This is a genomic window from Anaerococcus faecalis (genome assembly GCF_013371425.1).
Taxonomy (GTDB): Bacteria; Bacillota; Clostridia; order Tissierellales; family Peptoniphilaceae; genus Anaerococcus; species Anaerococcus porci.
Window position 1 is genome coordinate 1 of record NZ_JABVBA010000017.1, and the last position, 21,067, is coordinate 21,067.

Sequence of the window (21,067 nt, forward strand, 5' to 3'; positions counted from 1 at the left end):
CAATTAACATTTTTGCTATTTTACTTCTTCTTGTTTCCGGTCTTTTTCTTGGCATAAAAATTCCTCCTGGTTAGTTTTTCTTTACCCTAATCAGGAGGTTTCTATACACAAAACTTTACACAGTCTCGGATTTTATCTTATAAGCTTTCTAAGTCCATAAAATAAGAAAGTTTTTATATTGAATCTAAGAAATTTCTTATTTTAGAATCTAATTCAGAAATTATTTTTTTAAAGTAGCTATCATCTTTTCCACTAGGGTCATCTATTGACCACTCTATATATTCATAATTATAATCCATAAAAGGACACACAACATCACACCCCATACTTACAACATAGTCTACTTTTCCAATATCTTCTATTAATTTAGGTTTTTGACTTTTACTCATATCTATATTATATATCTCTTTCATAAGCCTAATAGCATCGGGATTAATTTCATTTTTTAAATGAGTCCCTGCAGAGAATATTTCAAATTCTCCTTTATTATAAAGTTTAGCTAAAGCTTCTGAAATTTGACTTCTACACGAATTATGTGTGCAGATAAAGGCTATTTTTTTCATGATTTAAACAACTTTCTTGATTTATTGGCAATGTTTACTAATAGTAACATTATTGGAACTTCTGTTAAAATGCCAACTGTCGTAGCTAAAGCTGCTGGAGAGTCCATACCAAAAAGTGCTATTGCTACAGCTACTGCAAGTTCGAAAAAGTTGGAGGCACCTATCATACAAGCTGGTGCTGCAACTTTAAAAGGAAGTCTTATAAGTCTGCTTGATATAAAGCTTATAGCGAAGATTAAAAAGGTTTGTAAGGTTAGAGGAATTGCTATAAGAATAATATGACTTGGATTTGAAACAATGGTATCGCTTTGAAATGAGAAAATCAAAATCAAGGTAAGCAAAAGACCAACAGTGGTTAATCCATCAAACTTCTTTATAAATTTATTTTCAAAGTAAAAAATTCCTTTATTTTTTTCTACTATATGTCTGGTAAAAATGCCAGCTATGAGTGGAATTACAACAAATAAAACCACAGATAAGATTAAAGTATCCCAAGGGACATAAACATTTGTAACTCCTAGCAAAAATTTAACTATAGGAACAAAGGCAATAAGTATAATAAGGTCATTACTTGCTACCTGAACAACAGTGTAAGCAGGATCCCCTTTTGTCAGATGGCTCCATACAAACACCATGGCAGTGCAAGGAGCAGCTCCCAAAAGTACAGCACCAGCAAGATATTCACGTGCAAGATTTACATCAATAACTCTTGAAAATACAACAAAAAAGAAAAACCAAGCTATTAAAAACATGGTAAAGGGTTTGATAGCCCAATTTACAAGCCAAGTAAGAAATAAACCCTTGGGATTTTTGCCGACATTTTTAATAGATTGGAAATCTACTTTCATCATCATAGGATATATCATAAGCCATATTAGGATTGCCATAGGTATTGATACGTTAGCATATTGAAATTTATTTAAAAAATTAGGAATTTGAGGTATAAATTGTCCTATGAATATTCCTATAACCATACAAATAATAACCCATATAGATAAATACCTATTAAAAAAACTAATTTCCTTTTTACTATCTTTCATCTTCTCTCCTTTTTTTTAAATAAGCTTTGTAAACTTTCTATAATTTCATCGGTCATATCTTTTGATAGGTTATAATAAGACCATTTTTCCTTTTTTTGACATTCCACAAGCCCACATTCACAAAGAATTTTCATGTGGTGAGATAGGGTAGACTGACTTATTTCAAGGTAATCTAATATTTCACAAGCACATTTTTTTTCTGTTTGTAGAATACCTATTATTCTAAGCCTATTTTCTTCAGATAAGGCTTTATAAATTTTAGCTTGTTTTTCTAAATCCATAATAACTCCTTCCAATTATTAGTATAAAGCTCATATCGATAGCTGTCAATATGAAATAAAAAATACCAGGATAAGACTTGGCTTAAACTGGTATTTGTAATATTTTTACTTTATAAATTATATTTTCTAAACTTGTTCAAAAAATAAAACTTCTTTTCCATCGACAACCTTTGATGGAATTCCTATTTTCCCCTCTTCTTTTATTTTTTCAAATCCTTCAAGCTTATCCCTATATGATAGAAATTTCTTTAGATTGGATAAAGGTCCGTTTATATTTATGAGTTTTGCTCCTTTTCCATAATAATTTTCATCATTTTCAAAATTTTTTATAACTTCAGTACAATGTGGACATTTTTCTGATACAAATATTTCAATCATGATTTCCTCCTATAATATACATATTTAAAATCAGTATCATTTTCGTTTATTATGTCAGATTCCTTATAAATTTCAAAATTTTTGTCATTATCAAAATTATGAAGGAAAGTATCAGCATCTTTTTTAGTATCTATTTTTGTGATAATAGCTTCATCACAGAAAGATAGTAAAAGCTCTACTATTTCATTTCCTCCTATTACAAAAATATCCCTATCATTTTTATTTTTTTCAAGATAGGATAAAAGTTTTACTACATTATTAAAAACAAGTCCGTCATTTATTTTGTAATCCTTATTACGAGTTAGAACTATATTCTCTCTTCTAGGAAGACCTCCTCCCATAGACTCATATGTTTTTCTACCCATTATTACTATGTTATTTAGGGTAAGCTTTTTAAAATGGGCTAGATCTTTTTTTAATCTAAATAAAAGTTTATTATCCTTTCCTATTCCAAAATCCCTATCAACAGCTAGAATTATTTTCATATTTATTCCTCCTGGACTATTTGCTTTTTATTATATCATAGTAAAATTTATAGATTAAATTATTAAGTTGGGTAAGAGTATACTAAATAATGATTACAAAGGAGTAAAAAATGAAATTTTTTCTAGACACAGCAAATGTCGAACAAATAAAGCGAATAAATGACCTAGGTCTATGTGATGGGGTAACAACCAATCCCTCACTCATAAACAAAGAAGGAAGAGACTTCAAAGAAGTAGTAACAGAAATAGCATCAATAGTAGATGGCCCAATATCAGCAGAAGTTACAAGCTACACATACGATGAGATGGTAAAACAAGCAAGAGAAATAGCAAAATGGGCAGAAAATATAGTAGTAAAGATACCAATGACAGAAGAAGGTCTAAAAGCAATAAACACCCTTTCAAAAGAAGGGATAAAGACAAACTGTACCCTAATATTCTCAGTAAGCCAAGGACTAATGGCAGCAAAAGCAGGAGCAAGCTATATATCACCATTTATAGGAAGAATAGACGATATGGGAGAAGATGGAGTAGAACTAATCTATAAATTAAAACAAGTTCTAGAAAACTATGGACTTGAAAGTGAAATAATAGCAGCATCAATAAGAACAAACAAACATCTAGAAGAAGCAGCCTTAGCAGGAAGTGATATAGCAACAATACCAGGGACATTATTTGAGAAAATGTGGACCCACCCACTAACAAGTCAAGGAATAGAAAATTTCAAAAAAGACTGGGATAGCTTTGTTAAAAGAAAAAAGTAACATAATACTTTGCTAAATATAAAAATTTTTAAAATACTTGACAAAGAGTCTTTATAATTTTATACTTAATAGGTCGCAAACGTTTCGATAAAAGGCATAATAAAAGAGGTGCTTATATGAATATATTAAATTTTGGTTCTGTAAATATAGATTCTTATTTTAAGGTTGATCATATTGCAAGGCCTGGAGAAACTATTTCATCAATTTCATTGAAAAAAAAGCCAGGCGGCAAGGGATTAAACCAATCGATTGCCTTAAAAAAAGTTTATGATAATTTATATCATGCTGGTCTTTTTGGTAATGATGGAGAATTTATTAAAAACTTGTTTGAAGAAAATTCAATTAATACAAAATTTTTTAGAAAGTCTAATAGTGATACAGGAAACGCTCTTATTCAAGTCGATAAGAATGGAGAGAACTCAATTGTTTTATACAAGGGAGCAAACTTTGATATAGATGAGAAATTTGTAGATGAAGTATTGGATTATTTCTCAAAAGATGATGTCTTAGTTTTACAAAATGAGATTTCATCTCTTTCCTATATAGTAGATAAGGCAAAGGAGAAGAGGATGAAAATAGTCCTTAATCCATCACCTATAAATGAGGTTATTTTTAATCTTGACTTTAGTAAACTAGACCTACTTATCCTAAATGAAACAGAAGCTAAGGATATAAGCAAGTTTTCTAACAATGATGAGATAATTGAATTTTTTAGAAGGACTTATCCAGATTTGAAGGTAATCTTAACTCTTGGGGCAAATGGTTCTATTTATTTTGATAAGGATGAACTTATTAAACAAAAGGCATACATAGTTAATACTGTTGATACAACTGGAGCTGGAGATACCTTTATGGGATTTTTTGTAGGAAGTTATTATAAGGGAGATGATATAAAAAAATCTATGGATTTGGCATCAATAGCATCAGCCCTAGCTTGTATGAAAGATGGAGCTTCAACTTCTATTCCAAGTATAGAAGAAGTTAAAAAATTCAAGGAGAATTTATCATGAAAAAAAATGGAATTTTAAATTCAGAGATTTCCAAAGCTCTTTCAGATTTGGGACATACTGATCTCATAGCCATAGGAGATTGTGGGCTTCCAATAGAAAGTGATAAAAAAATTGACATATCCTTAAAGTTAGGAGAACCTAAATTTATTGATGTTTTAGAGACATTACTCAATGATTATATCTGTCAAGGATATATTTTGGCAAGTGAGATTAAAGAGAAAAACAAGAAGCAAGAAGCAGCTATAAAAAAGCTCCTTCCAAACATCAAACCAAGCTATGTTAGTCATGAAGACTTTAAAAGAAAGCTTTCAGCTTGTAAGTTCATAATAAGAACAGGAGAAACTACTCCTTACTCTAATATTATTCTTGAATCAGGAAATATTTTCTAGGAGCTTAATATGAAAGTACAAATGAATAATATATATAAGTCATTTGGAAAAAATCACGTACTTAGAGGGGTTGATTTTTCTATAGAAGGTGGGGATATACATGCCCTTGTAGGAGAAAACGGGGCTGGGAAGTCAACTCTTATGAACATCCTATCAGGAATTTTAGAAAAAGATGAAGGTGAGATAATTGTCGATGAAAGAAAAGTTTCTATAGACAAGCAGGATATTGCAAAAAATCTTGGAATTTCCTTTATTCATCAAGAACTGATAGACTTTCCAGATCTCTTAGTTTATGAAAATATTTTCATGAATCAAGAGATAAAAAAGGGGTTTTTTCTTGACTTTAAAAAAATGAAAGAGAAATGTAAGAAACTTTTTGACTCTCTAGATATAAATATCAATCCAGAAGAGAAAGTAAGAAATTTATCTGTAGGTCAAAGGCAGATGATGGAAATTGCAAAAGCCAACCTAAATGAAGTTAAACTTTTAATCCTTGATGAACCAACAAGTGCTCTTACTAATAATGAGATAAAAAAGCTATTTGAATTAATGTCAAGACTTAAGAAAAATAATGTAGCTATGATTTATATATCTCATAGGATGGAGGAGATTTTCTCTCTTTCTAATAAAATAACAGTAATGAGAGATGGAAAGTCAGTTGCCCTTCTTGATACTGAAAAGACTAATGAAAATGAAGTAGTATCTCTTATGGTGGGTAGAGATATAGGAGATTTTTATCCTGAGATAGAAAATAGACCTGGTGATGTAATACTTGAGCTTAAAAATTTTACAAGCAAGAATTATTTTAAAAATATAAATATAAAACTTAAAAAGGGTGAGATTTTAGGTATTTCTGGACTTATGGGGGCAGGAAGAACTGAAATTATGAGGTCTTTTTTTGGGCTTGACCCAAAAGATAGTGGCGAGGTTATCTTAAATGGAAAACATATAACTATTAAAAACCCACAAGATGCTATAGCAAATAGAATTGCTTTTGTTACTGAAAATAGACAGGAAGAAGGCTTGGTATTAGATGAATCTATTAGGGAGAATATTTCTTTGATAAACTTTAAAGAAATCCTTGATGGTGGATTTATAAATAAAAAAAAGGAAGAGACCCTAAGTCAAAAATTAAAAGATGATTTTAAGATAAAGGCTATGGATATTGAAACAAAGACAGGTGATCTTTCAGGAGGTAATCAACAAAAGGTTGTAATAGCCAAGTGGTTTGCCATAAATCCACAAATTCTAATTTTAGATGAACCAACAAAAGGGGTAGATGTAGGTGCTAAAAGAGAAATTTATAATCTAATTTCAAATCTTACTGAAAAAGGCCTTTCAGTTATCCTTATCTCATCAGATCTTCCAGAGCTTTTAAGTTTATCTGATAGGATTTATGTAATTTATGAAGGCTCTCTTCAAGGTGAAATACTTAAAGAAGATGCAAACCAAGAGAAAATTATGACTCTTGCAACAGGAGGAAGTTTATGAAAGAGAAGTCAAAAAGTTTCTTGAAATCCAATAAGAATGTAGGAACTATAATTGCACTTTTGGTGCTTATTGTTTTTGTATCAGTTCTAAACCCTAGGTTTATAAGGCCATCAAATCTTATGAATCTTTTAAGACAACTTATAGTAAATGGTTTTATAGCGTTGGGTATGACATTTGTAATACTTACTGGTGGAATAGATTTATCAGTAGGTTCTATGCTTGCTTTAACATCTGCTATTTTTGCAGGGCTTTTAGCAAGTGGTATTAATGTATTTTTAGCTATTTTTATAGCTATAGCCTTAGGATTGTTATTAGGTTTTATAAATGGTTTATTTATAACAAAAGGAAAACTTGCGCCATTTATAGTAACCCTTGCCTCAATGACCATTTATAGGGGAATCACACTAGTTTATACAGATGGTAGACCAATTCCAGGACAAAGAGATAACTTTGTATTTGCCTTCTTAGGGAGAGGAAGAGTTTTAGGTATTCCATTCCAAGTTATTCTATTTTTAATAGTATTTATAATACTTTCTCTAGTGTTAAATAAGACAGCCTTTGGTAGGAGGGTTTATGCAGTAGGAGGAAATGAAAAAGCAAGTTTTATATCAGGTATAAATATAGGAAAAGTAAAAATAATTGTTTATATGATATCAGCCTTAATGAGTGTACTTTCAGGACTAGTATTAACATCAAGACTTAACTCAGCCCAACCAACAGCAGGTACAAGTTATGAAATGGATGCCATAGCAGCAGTAGTTTTGGGTGGATGTTCTATGTCAGGTGGTCAAGGTTCACTTTTTGGTACACTTATAGGTGTACTTATACTAGGGGTATTGAACAATGGTCTTAACCTATTGGGAGTTTCAAGTTTTTACCAACAAATAGTTAAAGGTATTGTAATCTTTATAGCAGTTTTAATCGACCGTAAGAGAAGCAAATAGGAGAGAAAAATGAAAAAAATATCTAAAATATTATTAAGCTTATTGCTTGGACTTTTTGTATTTACAGCATGCTCTATTGAAGGAGGAAAGGACAAGGCAGATGATAGTTCAAATAAAGCTATCACAAAAGAAGAAAAAGAAGATGAGAAAGAAGACTTAGCTGATATAAAAATAGGTGTATCAATGTCTACACTAAATAACCCATTTTTTGTGTCAGTAAGAGAGGGTATAGAAGAAGTAGCTAAAGATAAGAAGGTAAATGTAGTTATAATGGATGCTCAAAATGACTCATCAACTCAATCAAATCAAGTAGAAGATCTTATAACCCAAGGACTTGATTTAATAATCATAAACCCAGTAGACTCAACAGCTATATCACCATCTGTACAAAATGCAAATGATGCAAACATTCCAGTAATCTGTGTAGATAGAAAATCAGATGAAGGTAAAGTAGTATCTTTAGTTGCAAGTGATAATGTAAAAGGTGGAGAAATGGCTGGAGAATTCATACTAAAAGCTGTTGGAGAAGGAGCCCAAGTAGTTCAACTTGAAGGAATACCTGGAGCAAGTTCAACAAGGGAACGTGGAGAAGGATTTAAGAATGCTACAGATGGAAAAATAGATCTTGTAGCTAGCCAAACTGCAAATTTTGATAGGGCAGAAGGAATGAGTGTAATGGAGAACTTACTTCAAGCTCATCCAGAACTTAAGGCAGTATTTTCACAAAATGATGAAATGGCAATGGGGGCTGCTGAAGCAATTAAGGCAAGTGGCAAAAATATAACCATAGTAGGTTTTGATGGAAATGAAGATGCCTTAAAGGCTGTTGAAGAAGGAAAGTTATCGGCAACAGTTGCTCAAAAACCAAAAGAAATGGGCAAGATTGCTTTGGAAACTGCAATAAAATATCTTCAAGGTGAAAAAGTAGAAGAGTATGTGGCAAGTCCACTTGAACTAGTAAAATCTAAATAAAAAATAACTTGATCTTCCAATATTTACAAGGCTTTTGCAAGAGTAATTCATGCAAGAGCCTTTTTAAATTGAAATCTTAAAATATTAAAACTTATAAAAATATTGTTAAAATTTTAATTTTAATATATAAATAGAAAAATCTTTGTTTTAGAGTAAGTTTATATTTGAGGAGTTTTTATGATAGAAAAATTATTTAAAAAAATACCAGCAGGGAATATGATGATTCCCTTGTTTATAACAGCAATATTAAATTCATTTTTTCCAAATCTATTTACTATAGGAAAATTTTCCAAACATCTTTTTACAACAGAAGGAATGGTTGGACTTATGGCATTAAATCTAACCATATCTGGAACAGGGCTTAGATTTGAAAATCTAGCAACTGCAGTAAAAAGAACAGGGATTATATCTATAGCCAGAGTTTTTATAGGGGTAGTGATAGTATTTTTAGTATCTAAATTTTTTGGAAAAGAAGGTATATTTGGTATATCAATCCTTGCCTTAGTATGTGGGACTTTAAATCATAACAATTCAGTTTTTATCTCCTTAAATCTTGAATATGGGGATGAAATTGATAATGCGGGCGCAGGAATTGCGGGCATTATTACAGGCCCTTTTTTAGCTCTTTTGATATTTGGATCAAGTGGTATGGCAAATATTTCAGTATTAAATATTATAGACTCCATAGTACCTCTTATTTTTGGTATGATTATTGGAAATATAGACCATGAATTTGGAGAAAATTTAAGGAAATGTCAAAAATATATAATAGTATTTTTAGGTCTTAGCATGGGAGCTGGAATAAATATATTTGATATATTTAAGGGAGGACTTTCAGGGATTCTTCTTGGCGTAATAGTAGTATTTATAATGGGTTCATTTACAGTATTTATAGATATGAAGATAAATAAAAGGAGAGGACATTCTGCTTGGGCAATTTCAACAACAGGAGCCAACGCCATAGCAGTTCCTGCAATCATTGGCTCAATAGACAAGACTTGGATGCCTTTTGTAGAAATAGCAACAGCTCAGGTTGCTGCATCAGTTATATTTACTATTATAGTAATCCCCTTAATAACTTCATGTTGGGCAAATAAATATGAGCAAGCTTAGTCTTGCTTTTTTTTATTTGAACAAAGAACTTTAAACATTTTATTTTCATTTTATAGCAATAGGGAAATATCTATAAAGATTTACCTTATACAAATAAATGCGGTATAACATAAGAATGAGGGCACGTGTTCAACAAATCTAAAATTAAGGAAGCATTATGTTTTTAGCATTAAAAGAAATGAAAAAGGAAAAAGGAAGATTCATTCTTATAATATCAATAGTAGTTTTAATATCATACTTGGTATTTTTCCTAACATCCCTTGCCTATGGCCTTTCATCTTCAGATAGATTGGCAGTAGACTTATGGAATGGAAATAGAGTTATTTTACAAAAAGGAACAAACAAGAATATTCTATCATCTGTTCTAGAAAAAGAAGATATTGATAAGTTCAAAGGTCATGACATATCTCCGATAAATGTATTAAGTGCGGTAGCCTATAAAAATGGAGATACAAGTGAGAATACAACTTATTCAATATTCATTATGGGACTTGATAAGAAATCTAAGGCAAGGCCAAGTATTGTTGAAGGAAGAGATATAGAAGATTTTACTAAGGAGATTGTAGGCTCTAAATCACTTAAAGATGAAGAAGGATTTAAATTAGGAGATAAGATTAGACTTTCTCAAAATGATAAAGAGTATGAAATAGTTGGGTTTACAGAAGAAAGTAAGTTTTCAGTAAGACCAGTATTTTATACATCTGTTGAAAGTGCATCAAATCAAGCTATGAATTATAAAAAAGAAGATGCAGATACATCGCCTCAGATGCCCCATAATTCACCAGAAAGAATTTCAGGAATAATTGTCCATGATGACAAAAAAATTGAAAATGATAATTATGATATAGTAGAGATTAATGAATTTATAAAAAAATTGCCAGGATATACAGCACAAAACCTTACCTTTATAATGATGATAGGATTTTTGATAGTTATATCATCAATAGTTTTAGGAGTTTTTATTTATATAATAACTATGCAAAAGAAACAAACTTTTGCTATTCTTAAAATTCAAGGAATATCAAGTTACTATATATCGAAATCAGTTATATTTCAAACATTGATATTAGTTTTCTTGGGAGTTTTAATAGGGTTAGGGTTGACATATATATCAAATATATTCTTGCCAGCTAAAGTTCCTTTTAAAGTGAATTTTACTAATTACCTAATAATAAGTTTACTTATGATTATAACAAGTCTTCTTGGGGCAATTTTCTCAGTAAGAGCAGTTTCAAAAGTAGAAGCATTGGAGGCTTTAGAATAATGGAAATTATAAAATTTGATAATGTAAAAAAATACTTCAAAGATGGAGATGAAAAAATAGAAGCCTTAAAGGATACATCATTTTCAATAAATAAGGGAGAGCTTGTAGCAGTTATAGGACCATCAGGCTCTGGCAAGTCAACCATGCTTACTATGATGGGAGGACTTCAAAAACCAAGTGAAGGCTCTATAAGTTTTAAAGATGAAAATATAAGCAAAAAAAGTGAGAAAGACCTTGCAAACCTTAGGTTTGATAAAATAGGTTTTATCCTTCAATCATCAAACTTAGTATCATACCTTACTATTATGGATCAATTTAAATTGGTAGATAAGTTTGGGAAAAACAAATTTGATGAAAAAAGAGCAGAAAATCTTTTGAAAAAACTTGATGTATATAAAAGAAAGGATAAGTATCCAACAGATCTTTCTGGTGGAGAAAGGCAAAGAGTTGCTATAGCAAGGGCTCTTTATCCATCTCCTGACCTAATCCTAGCAGATGAACCCACAGCAAGTCTTGATACAAAAAGAGCCATTGATGTAGTTAAAATACTTAAAAATTTAAGTAGAGAAGAAGATGTATCAATTGTGATGGTAACTCATGATATTAGGCTTGTAGATTATTGTGATAGGGTATTTAAAATAGTGGATGGTAATTTGAAAGAAGAAATTTAATAATTAAACAGTAATACCAAAGTTATTAACATAGTAACTTTGGTGTTTTTTTATCAATAGAAAGGTTCTATAATAAGGGTAAAATATAAAAAAGAGGTTAGTAATTATGGGATATATAAACTTATTCTTTTTCTTTTCATTTCTAGGATTTGTATGGGAGACAGCCTGGGTTAGTTTAAATGAAAAAAAATTTGCTAATAGGGGATTTTTAAAGGGACCTATTCTACCAATATATGGTTTCGGTGCTATAAGTGTAATATTTTCAACAAGAAATCTTTACAATAAATTATCTATATTTATAGTAGGAAGTATAATTGCAACGATTTTAGAACTTATAACAGGCTGGGCAATAGAAAAATTATTTAAGATAAGATACTGGGATTACGATGAAAGATTCTTAAATTATAAGGGGTATATTTGCTTGAGATCTTCGCTTTTTTGGGGATTCATATCTATATTTTTATATGATTTAACCTATAAATTTGTAATGCCTAAAATAAAGATATATGAAAATTCAAATATTAGTTTTATAAGTTATATTTTAATATTTTTATTTTTACTCGATACATATCTTTCTATAAAAGATGCTTATGGATTTAGAAAGCTTATAGAAATGGAAGAAAAAGCAGAAGCTTATAAGAAAGTGTTAAAAGAAAATCTTGATCAAAAAAGAAAGAATCTAGACGAAAAAATAGATGAAATAAAAGATGATAGTCTTGAAATAAGAAGAGAGTTAGAAAGAAACTTTAGTGAGAATATAAAAGATTATGTAAAAAAATCTAAAGATAAAGAACTTAGATTTAGAAACAGGATCCTTAGCTTAATAGAATCTTATGAGTTTAGAAAAGAAGAAAATAAAGAAAGATTAATTCAAATTATAAATGGGTATTATAAAGAAAGGATAAAAAAATATAAAAAGCTTGAAAGGAATATAAGTAAACTTTCTAAAAGAAATAAACTTTCATATAGATTTAAAAATAAAGATTAGTGGAGATAGATATGTATATATTAATAGTGAGTTTTATAATTCCAATCACCTTAATAATATTGTCTATTTATTTATCATATAAGGCTAAATCTAAGATAAGTAAACACTCAGGTTTTAGGACAAAACTTTCAATGAAGGATGAAAAATCTTGGTATAAAGCTCAAAAATTAGCATCTAAATATTCATTTTATGGTGGAATAATAGCTATAATATTAACACTTGTATTTATTAATGTAGGGGATATAAATGAAAAAAATCTCTTGATTCTTACATTTATACAATTGTTCATATTAATATCTGTATCCTTAATAACTCAAATAAATTTAAAAAAGCATTAAAAAACGGCTCTTGCAAAATGAATTATTCATTGCAAGAGCCTATTAATTTGTTATTTTATATTAAGTTCTTTATATTCATTGTCAGTATCTTCAGCTATACCTTCGTTTGTAACGTAGCCATCATAGGTATTGATACCAGAAATTAATTCTGGGAATTTTTCACAAGCGGCTTTTAAACCTAGGTTTGCTATTGCTTTAGCATATTTTGTTGTAGCATTAGATAGGGCATAGGTTGAAGTTATAGCAACTGCACCTGGAATATTAGCTACTGCATAGTGGATTACACCATGTTTCGTAAATACTGGATTTGTATGGCTTGTTGCATGACCTTTTGTAATATCAGTAGAACCACCTTGATCTATAGCAACATCAACTATTACAGAACCTTCTTTCATTTGTTTTACTGTATCTTCTTTAATAAGTTGAGGTGCACGTCTTCCTGGGATTAAAACAGTTGATATAACCAAGTCTGCATCTCTTACAGATGACTCTATATTCATCGGATTAGAATAAACTGTTTCAATCTTATCTGGGAAAAGGTCTTGAAGATGTGCTAGAGCATCTATATTTACATCAAGTACTGTAACTCTAGCTCCCATACCAGCTGCTATTCTTGTTGCAGCAGTTCCTACAGTACCAGCACCAATTATAACTACATGAGCAGGTCTAACTCCTGGAACTCCTTGGAGAAGTATTCCACGGCCACCTTCAGGTTTTGTTAAATATCTTGCACCTTCTTGCACAGACATCCTTCCAGCAATCTCACTCATTGGTCTAAGAAGTGGAAGCTTATCATCAAGTTGAACAGTTTCATATCCTATGGCTGTAACTTTTTTCTCTCTTAGTATATCTGTAAGTTCTTTATTTCCTGCAAGGTGGAGATATGTATAAAGAATAAGACCTTCTCTTAGATATTTATATTCTTCTTTTAAAGGTTCCTTAACCTTATAAATCATATCAGAATTCTCCCAAATTTCTTTGGCACTGTCTACAATCTTCGCTCCTACATTTTCATAATCTTTATTATCTATTCCTGAATCAAGGCCTGCATCCTTTTCAATCCAAACCTCATGATCTGCTTTTACTAACTCTGCTACAGCGCCAGGTACTATAGCAACTCTAGATTCTTGATCTTTTATTTCTTTAGGTATTCCTATAATCATATTTCCTCCTTAGTTAGAAAATATTGTACTAGATATTTATACCCAAAGTCAAAAAAAATTAACATGATAAAGTTTCCTAAAAAACATAATTTTCTAGATAATAAGCTATACCATCTTCATCATTAGACTTTGTAACAAAGTTTGCTATTTTTTTTATTTCATCAGTTCCATTTTCCATTACTACACCAACCCCTGCCATTTCAATCATTGTAAGGTCATTTTCCTCATCGCCAAAAGCTATGACATCTTTCATATCCATATTATAATAATTTGCAATTTCAAGCAAAGATCTTCCCTTATCAATTCCTTTTGGCATAATTTCATAATAATAAGGAGTAGACTTAACTTGGGCAGTTTTATCAAAAAACTTATCCTTAAGCTTTTCAGCATCCTTATCTATGAGGGCTGGGTCTTGGGAAAACATGATTTTATTTATAGGAAAATCCAATGTATCTGCTAAATTTTTAATAACCTTATATGTTGTAAAGGCCTTTTCACAAACCTCATCTAAAACATAGGTATCGTGAGAATTTGTAATAATACCATCATCTGTATAAATAATATAGCCCATATCTATATTATCTTCACTGAATTTTAGAATTTCCTTGGAAAGTTCTATATCTAAAGCATGGTTAATCAATACTTCTTTAGTTTGAAAATTAGTAATCCTACCACCATTAAAATTAGACAAAAGTCCATTATATTTATCAAACTCTAGTTTTTTAGCAAAAGGAAACACTCCAAAAGGATCACGTCCTGAGGCTATAACAACTATATGACCTAATTTTTGAGCTTTAATCAAGGCTTCTTTAGTTCTCTGACTAATCTGTCTATTAGAATCCAGCAAAGTTCCATCTATATCAACAGCAATAATTTTTTTCATTATTCCTCCATCTTTATCTTTTCAAAAATATAATATTTAAAATTGTCTTTTCTATGATTATATTTTACTTAATAATTTAATCAAATAAACATCTTCCGTAAGTTTAAGGAAAATGTTTGAGTGGAGCTTATCTTAAATACTGGTTATAATTATTTTACAAGGTGGTTATATGATAGAAACTAGATTAAAACAAATATTTGACTACTTGACTTCGGACTATGATTATCACACGTCTATGGAAATAGGAGAGATAATGGAATTATCTTCTAAAACCATAAGAAAAGAGATAAATCTATTAAATTCAAAGATAAAAGATAAGGGGGCGATAATAGAATCTAAAACAGGAAAGGGATATCTTTTCAAAATATTAGATGAAAAAAAGTTTAAAAATTTCCTTAAAAATGATTGGTACAAATATGCTTACTTTCAAGAAGAAAGTGGAGATAAGGAATTAAGATATGAAAATATCTTAAGAATGTTTTTATTTTCAAGCTCTTATATAAAACAACATGAACTAGCTGAAAACTTTCATGTGAGTGAATCTCAAATAAATAAGGATTTACCTATTATTAGGGATACCTTAAAAGATTACAATCTAGAATTAGTATCTAAGCCATATTATGGCATGAGAATTGAAGGGAGTGAGAAAAATATAAGACTTGCTATCAAAAATGAAATAGGTGAAGATCCCTCATTATTTGATGATGATGAAAATAAGGTTTTATTTAATAAGATTCAAGATATAGTTGATGAACTAGATTTTGGAGAAGATTATTATATGCCATATGTAAACTTCAAAAATTTAGTTATACATATCTATATATCTATACTAAGAATAAGACAGAAAAAATACATCAAACTTTCAAAAGAAATGGAAAAGAAAGTTGTATCTTATGAAGAATTTAAGATAGCTAATAAAATTGTAAAAGAACTTCAAGGCAAACTTGAAATAACAATTCCAAAAGAAGAACTAGTATATATAACAATGCACTTAATCGCAAAAAATATAGTAAAAGACCAAGAAAAAATATCATCAGATATTTTAAAATTATCTCAAGATATAATTGATGAAATTTATAAAGTAACAAAATATGATTTTAGAGAAAATATTGAATTATATTTTGCACTTGCAATTCATCTAGGTCCTTTAATTAACAGGATAAAATATGGATTTAACATGAAAAATCCAATTCTTTCAGATATAAAGGAAAATAAAATTTCTTTTATTATAGCTTCAGTTGGAGCAAATGTTATAAATAATAAATATAGGACGAGGCTGTCTGAAGATGAGATAGGTTATATTGCTCTTCATATAATGGCTGCTATAGAAAGCTCATCAAATAAGAACAAAAATATACTTATTGTATGTGGTTCTGGAAACTCATCTGCTCAAATAATGAAAGCACAACTAAAAAAACAATTCGAGAAAAATATTGAAAAGATAACAATAACAGATTTAAGAAATTTAAAAAGATATAAACTTGATAATTATGACTTTATCATTTCATCAGTTGATTTAGATATAAATACAAAAACACCAATAGTTTATGTAGATATTTTATTTACAAAAAATGATCTTTATAATATTAAGAATGCCTTTAAAAAAGATAATCTAGATTGTATATACAAAATATTTAAAAAATCTGTTCTTATAAATGATTCAAATATAAAAACAAAAGATCAAGTTCTTTTAAAAATAGCAAAAATTATAAAGTTGAAATCTGGTATCGATATTGATAAGTCTTTAGGACAAATGATTCAAAGAGAAGAAATGGGAGCTACAGAATATGAAAAAATGATAGCAATTCCTCATATACTTCAAACGACCAAAGCTGATACATTTTTAATTATTATTAGTTTAGATAGTCCCATTATATGGGATAGATTAGAGGTTAAGTTAATAGTATCCTTGGTATTAAATGAGAAAGCAAAAGATTTAAATATTTTTTATGATTATCTAGGAAGGTTTTTAGATAATGAAAAGTCAATTGATAGGGCTAGTAAAATTGATAATATTAAAGAATTTATGGAAATATTTATAGATAAGGAGCAATAAAATGAAAAAAGGATTAAAAGTTGCTGTTGCAGGAGCAGGAAGTGGACATACACCAGGAATAGTACTTTCACTCTTAAATCATGATGAGCTAGATATAGATGAAATTAGACTTTATGATATAGAGAAAGAGAGAAATGATGATATGAATATCATAATTAACTTTTTGATAAAAAAAGATAATTATAAGATATCAATTATGTCGACAGAAGACCCAAAAGAAGCCTTTGAAGATGTAGATTTTGTATTTTCTCAAATAAGGGTTGGAGGTATGAAAATGAGAGAAATGGATGAAAAAATACCTCTAAAATACGGTCTTATAGGTCAAGAGACATGTGGATTGGGAGGATTCTCCTATGCTTTAAGGTCAATGAATGGATTTCTTGATTTAGTTGAAAAGATACACACATATGCACCAGATTGCTGGATTTTAAATTATACGAATCCTGAAACAATTATAGCTGAGTCTGTAAGAAGAAAATATCCTAATTTAAAGATTATAAATGCTTGTGATATGACTATAGGAATTGAGGATATGATTTGTAAAAGTTTTGATTATGATAGGAAAAACTGGATACCAGTTTACTATGGTTTAAATCATTTTGGCTTTTATAATTCAATTTATGATAGAAAACTTAATAGAGATGTTATGCCAGAGATTATTGAAAAAATTAAGTCAGAAGGTTTATATGTTGACGATGAGGAAGAAAGTTGGGCTAAAACATGGACAAGATATAAAAATCTCTTAGAATACTTTCCGTCAAATCTTCCAAACAACTATCTTGAATACTATCTATTTTCAGAACAAATAGTTGAGCAATCAAACAAAGATTATACCAGAGCTAATGAAATTATGGATGGTAGACTTAAAAAAATCAAACAAACCGTCAGAAAAATTGAAAATAACAAAGACCTAAATACCATAGATTATGAATCATCTTCTCATGGAAACTATATAGTGGATATTTGTGCATCTATAATTAATAACAAAAATGAAAGGTTTATGATTATAGTTCCTAATAAAGGAGCAATAAGAAACTTTAGAGATGATGTAGTGGTTGAAATACCTTGTTATATCAATAAAAATGGAGCAGAACCTATATCATTAAGATTTGATATTCCAGATTTTCATAAAGGACTCATGGAAGCTCAAGTTGCAAGTGAAAAACTATTAGTAGATGCATTTTTTGAAAATTCATATCAAAAGGCACTTGAAGCATTTACACTAAATCAAACTGTTCCAAATGCAAAACTTGCTAAAGAAGTTTTAGATGAATTTATAGTAGTAAACAAAGGCTATTGGCCAGAATTATCATAAGGAGATATTATGAACAGATTTAATAAATTTGTAGAATTTCTAGAAAAGAAATTATTACCTATTGTTGAAAAAATGGAAGGACAAGTTCACCTTCAAGCTATAAAAAACTCTATGCTTGCCTTATTACCAGTAACAATTATTGGCTCTTTTACTCTTGTTGCAGTAAATCTTGCTCAAGTATTCCAAAATACTTTTTATGCAAACTTTGTATCAAGTTATGAATTGGAAATAATGACCCTATTTAACTTTTCAATGGGTCTTATGGGATTATTTACAGCTCTTTTTGTATCATATAATCTTTCAAGATCTTATGATATGTATACAATCGGAGATTGCTTGAATGGTTTGGTAATGTATTTAATTTTAAATTCATCGGTAACAGAATCAGGTATAGACATGACATATTTAGATTCAAAAGGAATGTTTACAGGAATATTTGTAGCTATAATTAGTGTTGAAATTTCTAGAAAATTAAAGGAGAAAAATTTCATAATTAAAATGCCAGAAGGCGTTCCTGACATGGTATCTAAAAACTTTGAGTTAATCATTCCACTAATAGTTAATTCTTTAGTATTCCTATCAATTAGAATACTGATATTCAAGTTAACAGGAAGTTTGGTGCCTGAAATAATTCTATCTATAATGAAACCATTATCAATTGGACTAAATAATGTATTTGGTGTAATGCTTTTAGTATTTTTAATCCAACTTTTATGGTGGTTTGGTATACATGGCGATGCTACTCTTGGACCAATATTCTTACCAGTAGCCCTTCAAAATATTACAGAAAATGCAGCTGCTTACGCTCAGGGAAAACCTATACCACACGTATTTACCGAAACATTTCTTAGCAATTTCTTACTAATGTCTGGTTCAGGAATAACAGTTGGTTTATTAATCCTTATGCTATTTTCAAAGTCAAAAAGATATAAAGAGCTTGGAAAAATTTCACTGCTTCCAGCTGTATTTGGTATAAATGAACCTATAACTTTTGGAACTCCAATAGTTTATAATCCAATCTTATTTATACCATATGTTATAGGTCCAACCTTAATAACATTACCAATTTATAAGATTTTTGAATCAGGAATAGTTGAAAGAGCTTTCATACAATCACCAGGATATACACCATTTTTTCTTCAAGGATACTTGATGAACTTATCTTTCAAATCAACAATCTTACAAATACTTATATTAATACTTTCAGTACTAATTTATTATCCATTCTTTAAGGTAATGGAAAAAGATGAGCTAAAAAATGAAGTAGATATAAAAGATAGTGACGGAGATAAATAATATGGATAAAATTAATGAAAAAGATTATGAATGTATTTTTGAAATTATTATGCATGCAGGAGAAGCTAGAAGCTTAGCCAATGAATCTATTAATTATTCAGAAAATTATGAATTTATTGAGGCTGAGAATATGCTAGAAAAGGCTAAAAATGAACTGGTAGTTTGTCATAATTTGCAAACTGATCTTTTAAACAAAGAAGCGGGTGGAGATAAGAATGATGTAAATATATTCTTAATCCATGCTCAAGATCATTTTACAATGGCAAGCACAAGTATAGAATTTGCTGAACGATTCAAAAGAATTTATTTAAAATTTAAACAAAAGGAGGATATTAAATGAAAAAAGTATTAGTCTTATGTAATGCAGGGATGTCAAGTTCCTTGATAGCAAAAAAAGCTTTTGATTATTTTAAAAAAGAAAATAAGGAAATAGAAGTAACTGCTACAACAGTTATGCAAGGGGAAACTACTATCAAAGATGGAGAATATGATCTTTATCTGTTGAGTCCTCAAATGAGAATGAATTTTAAAAAATTTGAAAAAATCGCTAATGAAAATGATAAAAAAATAGTTCAAATACCATTCAATGCATACGCTCCTACTGAAAGTGGTGTAAAAAACATTGTAAAATTAATTAAAGATAACTTATAAACTAATCTAAGCCATGATTTTAAAATATAATAACTATCAAAATCATGGCTATTTTAATGGCTATAAAAAATGTTTTATATAATAAATTTATGGGTAATAATACTAAAATATTTGAGAAAAGAGGAAATTTATGGAAAAGAAAACAAGCATTTTTTCGAAGGTCTCAAATGGCTTACAAATCTAAAGTGGAATATGAGCTAGAAAAGTTTATAGTGGAGACGAAATTTTATAAATTTTGAAATAGTAGACGTAAAATCTCAAATATAATTTGATAAAAAGTTCACAATATATGTTGATTTTTATAACCTATCAATTTCTTTAGCGTTGTTTCTATAATAATTTATAAGCTTCATTTTATTTGGTAATAATCTTCTAGTTATATCGTCAATATTTTCATATTTTAATATTTCAATTATTCCTTATATAATTATATCTGCATATTTTTTATATCCTTATTATCTAGATATATAATACTTTTGGCTAAATCCATAAATTGTTTTTTGAATTTTCTTCACTTTTTACAAATAAATTTTCTAAAATATGTAAAAGCACATTTCCTGTTAATTTAAGATTATTTTTTTCTAGATTTTCTTATATCTTTTAGCTCATTTTTATTTATATCGTTACTATCTCCAAAAGTAATTTGTAAGTATTTAATATTCACACTATTAATAAATATTTCATAATCAGTTATATATTGATTCTATTTGAAGGTTTGATTGTAATAATAAAAACTTTCATAAGCTATGTAAATCTTGATTTCTAAATAATTTTTACCATTTGCTAAGATATAAATATAAGCAATATTTCAATAATTAAGTTCAATAGAAAAAAGTTAGTATCAAATTTTTTCAAAGTTTTGATTTTTTATATTTATAAGCTAAGAGTCAAGTCCAAAATATTGTGTAAATTATCCTAGTCCAATATTTACTATTTCATTTTAATATACAATTTAGAAGATGTTATCCAATCCTCATTGATATCAATGAGGATTGCGCCTATTAGTCTAATA

Annotated in this window: 23 protein-coding genes; 16 read left to right on the top strand and 7 right to left on the bottom strand. The window is 29.1% G+C overall.

Translation table 11 applies throughout. The features are described from left to right. Nucleotides 1-173: 173 nt before the first annotated feature. The 5 genes from HV819_RS11050 to HV819_RS11070 all read right to left on the bottom strand — a co-directional run bounded on the left by HV819_RS11050 (nucleotide 174) and on the right by HV819_RS11070 (nucleotide 2,747). A complete protein-coding gene (locus HV819_RS11050) occupies nucleotides 174-563 on the bottom strand; it encodes an arsenate reductase ArsC (protein ID WP_176270242.1) in 390 nt (129 codons plus the stop codon). Beyond that, nucleotides 560-1,603, bottom strand: coding sequence for an ACR3 family arsenite efflux transporter (gene arsB / locus HV819_RS11055; protein ID WP_176270243.1), 1,044 nt, complete (start codon nucleotides 1,601-1,603; stop codon nucleotides 560-562). Before arsB ends, HV819_RS11050 begins: the two co-directional genes overlap by 4 nt. Further along, on the bottom strand, nucleotides 1,600-1,884 hold the full coding sequence (locus HV819_RS11060; RefSeq protein WP_154540393.1) for an ArsR/SmtB family transcription factor: 285 nt from the start codon (nucleotides 1,882-1,884) through the stop codon (nucleotides 1,600-1,602). The genes arsB and HV819_RS11060 overlap by 4 nt, the downstream gene beginning before the upstream one ends. Before the next feature lie 126 nt (nucleotides 1,885-2,010). Then, nucleotides 2,011-2,262 (bottom strand): hypothetical protein, encoded by a 252-nt coding sequence (locus tag HV819_RS11065; protein ID WP_154540395.1) that lies wholly within the window; start codon nucleotides 2,260-2,262, stop codon nucleotides 2,011-2,013. Then, the gene (locus HV819_RS11070; RefSeq protein WP_176270244.1) at nucleotides 2,259-2,747 is read right to left on the bottom strand and encodes a dihydrofolate reductase; all 489 of its coding nucleotides are present in this window, start codon (nucleotides 2,745-2,747) and stop codon (nucleotides 2,259-2,261) included. The genes HV819_RS11065 and HV819_RS11070 overlap by 4 nt, the downstream gene beginning before the upstream one ends. 110 nt (nucleotides 2,748-2,857) lie before the next feature. Here HV819_RS11070 and fsa point away from each other — a divergent pair, with 110 nt between their 5' ends. From fsa to HV819_RS11125, 11 genes are all read left to right on the top strand, one after another. Further along, a complete protein-coding gene (gene fsa, locus HV819_RS11075; protein WP_176270245.1) occupies nucleotides 2,858-3,511 on the top strand; it encodes a fructose-6-phosphate aldolase in 654 nt (217 codons plus the stop codon). Between the two features lie 116 nt (nucleotides 3,512-3,627). Continuing rightward, entirely contained in the window at nucleotides 3,628-4,521 is an 894-nt protein-coding gene (locus HV819_RS11080) for a ribokinase (RefSeq protein ID WP_176270246.1), read from the top strand. Next, nucleotides 4,518-4,910, top strand: coding sequence for a D-ribose pyranase (gene rbsD / locus HV819_RS11085; protein ID WP_176270247.1), 393 nt, complete (start codon nucleotides 4,518-4,520; stop codon nucleotides 4,908-4,910). Before HV819_RS11080 ends, rbsD begins: the two co-directional genes overlap by 4 nt. A 9-nt stretch (nucleotides 4,911-4,919) precedes the next feature. Then, nucleotides 4,920-6,401 carry a sugar ABC transporter ATP-binding protein gene (locus tag HV819_RS11090; RefSeq protein ID WP_176270248.1) on the top strand — a complete coding sequence of 494 codons (1,482 nt, stop codon included), beginning with the start codon at nucleotides 4,920-4,922 and terminating at the stop codon, nucleotides 6,399-6,401. Further along, nucleotides 6,398-7,345, top strand: coding sequence for an ABC transporter permease (locus HV819_RS11095; RefSeq protein WP_154540407.1), 948 nt, complete (start codon nucleotides 6,398-6,400; stop codon nucleotides 7,343-7,345). The genes HV819_RS11090 and HV819_RS11095 overlap by 4 nt, the downstream gene beginning before the upstream one ends. 9 nt (nucleotides 7,346-7,354) lie before the next feature. Next, nucleotides 7,355-8,317, top strand: a complete 963-nt coding sequence (locus tag HV819_RS11100; protein ID WP_154540409.1) for a D-ribose ABC transporter substrate-binding protein — start codon at nucleotides 7,355-7,357, stop codon at nucleotides 8,315-8,317. Between the two features lie 177 nt (nucleotides 8,318-8,494). Beyond that, nucleotides 8,495-9,430 carry a 2-keto-3-deoxygluconate permease gene (locus tag HV819_RS11105; protein WP_154540411.1) on the top strand — a complete coding sequence of 312 codons (936 nt, stop codon included), beginning with the start codon at nucleotides 8,495-8,497 and terminating at the stop codon, nucleotides 9,428-9,430. A 157-nt stretch (nucleotides 9,431-9,587) separates the two neighbouring features. Then, on the top strand, nucleotides 9,588-10,694 hold the full coding sequence (locus tag HV819_RS11110; protein ID WP_154540413.1) for an ABC transporter permease: 1,107 nt from the start codon (nucleotides 9,588-9,590) through the stop codon (nucleotides 10,692-10,694). Then, the gene (locus HV819_RS11115) at nucleotides 10,694-11,365 is read left to right on the top strand and encodes an ABC transporter ATP-binding protein (protein ID WP_154540415.1); all 672 of its coding nucleotides are present in this window, start codon (nucleotides 10,694-10,696) and stop codon (nucleotides 11,363-11,365) included. The genes HV819_RS11110 and HV819_RS11115 overlap by 1 nt, the downstream gene beginning before the upstream one ends. A 106-nt stretch (nucleotides 11,366-11,471) precedes the next feature. After that, nucleotides 11,472-12,353, top strand: coding sequence for a putative ABC transporter permease (locus tag HV819_RS11120; RefSeq protein WP_154540417.1), 882 nt, complete (start codon nucleotides 11,472-11,474; stop codon nucleotides 12,351-12,353). 11 nt (nucleotides 12,354-12,364) lie between these two features. Beyond that, nucleotides 12,365-12,691: an SdpI family protein gene (locus tag HV819_RS11125; protein ID WP_154540419.1), complete on the top strand. Its 327-nt coding sequence runs from the start codon at nucleotides 12,365-12,367 to the stop codon at nucleotides 12,689-12,691. Between the two features lie 50 nt (nucleotides 12,692-12,741). Here HV819_RS11125 and ald read toward each other — a convergent pair whose 3' ends face one another. Together ald and HV819_RS11135 are read right to left on the bottom strand one after the other, a co-directional pair. Continuing rightward, a complete protein-coding gene (gene ald, locus HV819_RS11130) occupies nucleotides 12,742-13,854 on the bottom strand; it encodes an alanine dehydrogenase (RefSeq protein ID WP_154540421.1) in 1,113 nt (370 codons plus the stop codon). 76 nt (nucleotides 13,855-13,930) lie between these two features. Continuing rightward, entirely contained in the window at nucleotides 13,931-14,737 is an 807-nt protein-coding gene (locus HV819_RS11135; RefSeq protein WP_154540423.1) for a Cof-type HAD-IIB family hydrolase, read from the bottom strand. A gap of 169 nt (nucleotides 14,738-14,906) precedes the next feature. Between HV819_RS11135 and HV819_RS11140 the strand changes: the two genes are divergently transcribed. The 5 genes from HV819_RS11140 to HV819_RS11160 are packed head-to-tail and all read left to right on the top strand — an operon-like array spanning nucleotide 14,907 to nucleotide 20,055. Further along, nucleotides 14,907-16,793: a BglG family transcription antiterminator gene (locus HV819_RS11140; protein ID WP_154540425.1), complete on the top strand. Its 1,887-nt coding sequence runs from the start codon at nucleotides 14,907-14,909 to the stop codon at nucleotides 16,791-16,793. A 1-nt stretch (nucleotide 16,794) separates the two neighbouring features. Continuing rightward, nucleotides 16,795-18,108: a family 4 glycosyl hydrolase gene (locus HV819_RS11145; protein ID WP_176270249.1), complete on the top strand. Its 1,314-nt coding sequence runs from the start codon at nucleotides 16,795-16,797 to the stop codon at nucleotides 18,106-18,108. Between the two features lie 9 nt (nucleotides 18,109-18,117). Beyond that, nucleotides 18,118-19,404: a PTS sugar transporter subunit IIC gene (locus tag HV819_RS11150; RefSeq protein ID WP_176270250.1), complete on the top strand. Its 1,287-nt coding sequence runs from the start codon at nucleotides 18,118-18,120 to the stop codon at nucleotides 19,402-19,404. 1 nt (nucleotide 19,405) lies between these two features. Beyond that, nucleotides 19,406-19,744, top strand: coding sequence for a PTS lactose/cellobiose transporter subunit IIA (locus HV819_RS11155; RefSeq protein ID WP_176270251.1), 339 nt, complete (start codon nucleotides 19,406-19,408; stop codon nucleotides 19,742-19,744). Continuing rightward, on the top strand, nucleotides 19,741-20,055 hold the full coding sequence (locus HV819_RS11160) for a PTS cellobiose transporter subunit IIB (protein ID WP_176270252.1): 315 nt from the start codon (nucleotides 19,741-19,743) through the stop codon (nucleotides 20,053-20,055). Before HV819_RS11155 ends, HV819_RS11160 begins: the two co-directional genes overlap by 4 nt. Nucleotides 20,056-21,067 lie beyond the last annotated feature (1,012 nt).

What these genes read in the sequence shown, in the direction of transcription:
- HV819_RS11155 (WP_176270251.1), top strand. Translation starts at nt 19,406, where the DNA reads ATGGATAAAATTAATGAAAAAGATTATGAATGTATTTTTGAAATTATT.
- HV819_RS11140 (WP_154540425.1), top strand. Translation starts at nt 14,907, where the DNA reads ATGATAGAAACTAGATTAAAACAAATATTTGACTACTTGACTTCGGAC.
- HV819_RS11080 (WP_176270246.1), top strand. Translation starts at nt 3,628, where the DNA reads ATGAATATATTAAATTTTGGTTCTGTAAATATAGATTCTTATTTTAAG.
- HV819_RS11115 (WP_154540415.1), top strand. Translation starts at nt 10,694, where the DNA reads ATGGAAATTATAAAATTTGATAATGTAAAAAAATACTTCAAAGATGGA.
- rbsD (WP_176270247.1), top strand. Translation starts at nt 4,518, where the DNA reads ATGAAAAAAAATGGAATTTTAAATTCAGAGATTTCCAAAGCTCTTTCA.
- HV819_RS11120 (WP_154540417.1), top strand. Translation starts at nt 11,472, where the DNA reads ATGGGATATATAAACTTATTCTTTTTCTTTTCATTTCTAGGATTTGTA.
- arsB (WP_176270243.1), bottom strand. Translation starts at nt 1,603, where the DNA reads ATGAAAGATAGTAAAAAGGAAATTAGTTTTTTTAATAGGTATTTATCT.
- HV819_RS11090 (WP_176270248.1), top strand. Translation starts at nt 4,920, where the DNA reads ATGAAAGTACAAATGAATAATATATATAAGTCATTTGGAAAAAATCAC.
- HV819_RS11070 (WP_176270244.1), bottom strand. Translation starts at nt 2,747, where the DNA reads ATGAAAATAATTCTAGCTGTTGATAGGGATTTTGGAATAGGAAAGGAT.
- HV819_RS11135 (WP_154540423.1), bottom strand. Translation starts at nt 14,737, where the DNA reads ATGAAAAAAATTATTGCTGTTGATATAGATGGAACTTTGCTGGATTCT.
- HV819_RS11125 (WP_154540419.1), top strand. Translation starts at nt 12,365, where the DNA reads ATGTATATATTAATAGTGAGTTTTATAATTCCAATCACCTTAATAATA.
- HV819_RS11160 (WP_176270252.1), top strand. Translation starts at nt 19,741, where the DNA reads ATGAAAAAAGTATTAGTCTTATGTAATGCAGGGATGTCAAGTTCCTTG.
- fsa (WP_176270245.1), top strand. Translation starts at nt 2,858, where the DNA reads ATGAAATTTTTTCTAGACACAGCAAATGTCGAACAAATAAAGCGAATA.
- HV819_RS11105 (WP_154540411.1), top strand. Translation starts at nt 8,495, where the DNA reads ATGATAGAAAAATTATTTAAAAAAATACCAGCAGGGAATATGATGATT.
- HV819_RS11100 (WP_154540409.1), top strand. Translation starts at nt 7,355, where the DNA reads ATGAAAAAAATATCTAAAATATTATTAAGCTTATTGCTTGGACTTTTT.
- HV819_RS11050 (WP_176270242.1), bottom strand. Translation starts at nt 563, where the DNA reads ATGAAAAAAATAGCCTTTATCTGCACACATAATTCGTGTAGAAGTCAA.
- HV819_RS11110 (WP_154540413.1), top strand. Translation starts at nt 9,588, where the DNA reads ATGTTTTTAGCATTAAAAGAAATGAAAAAGGAAAAAGGAAGATTCATT.
- HV819_RS11065 (WP_154540395.1), bottom strand. Translation starts at nt 2,262, where the DNA reads ATGATTGAAATATTTGTATCAGAAAAATGTCCACATTGTACTGAAGTT.
- HV819_RS11150 (WP_176270250.1), top strand. Translation starts at nt 18,118, where the DNA reads ATGAACAGATTTAATAAATTTGTAGAATTTCTAGAAAAGAAATTATTA.
- HV819_RS11060 (WP_154540393.1), bottom strand. Translation starts at nt 1,884, where the DNA reads ATGGATTTAGAAAAACAAGCTAAAATTTATAAAGCCTTATCTGAAGAA.
- HV819_RS11095 (WP_154540407.1), top strand. Translation starts at nt 6,398, where the DNA reads ATGAAAGAGAAGTCAAAAAGTTTCTTGAAATCCAATAAGAATGTAGGA.
- HV819_RS11145 (WP_176270249.1), top strand. Translation starts at nt 16,795, where the DNA reads ATGAAAAAAGGATTAAAAGTTGCTGTTGCAGGAGCAGGAAGTGGACAT.
- ald (WP_154540421.1), bottom strand. Translation starts at nt 13,854, where the DNA reads ATGATTATAGGAATACCTAAAGAAATAAAAGATCAAGAATCTAGAGTT.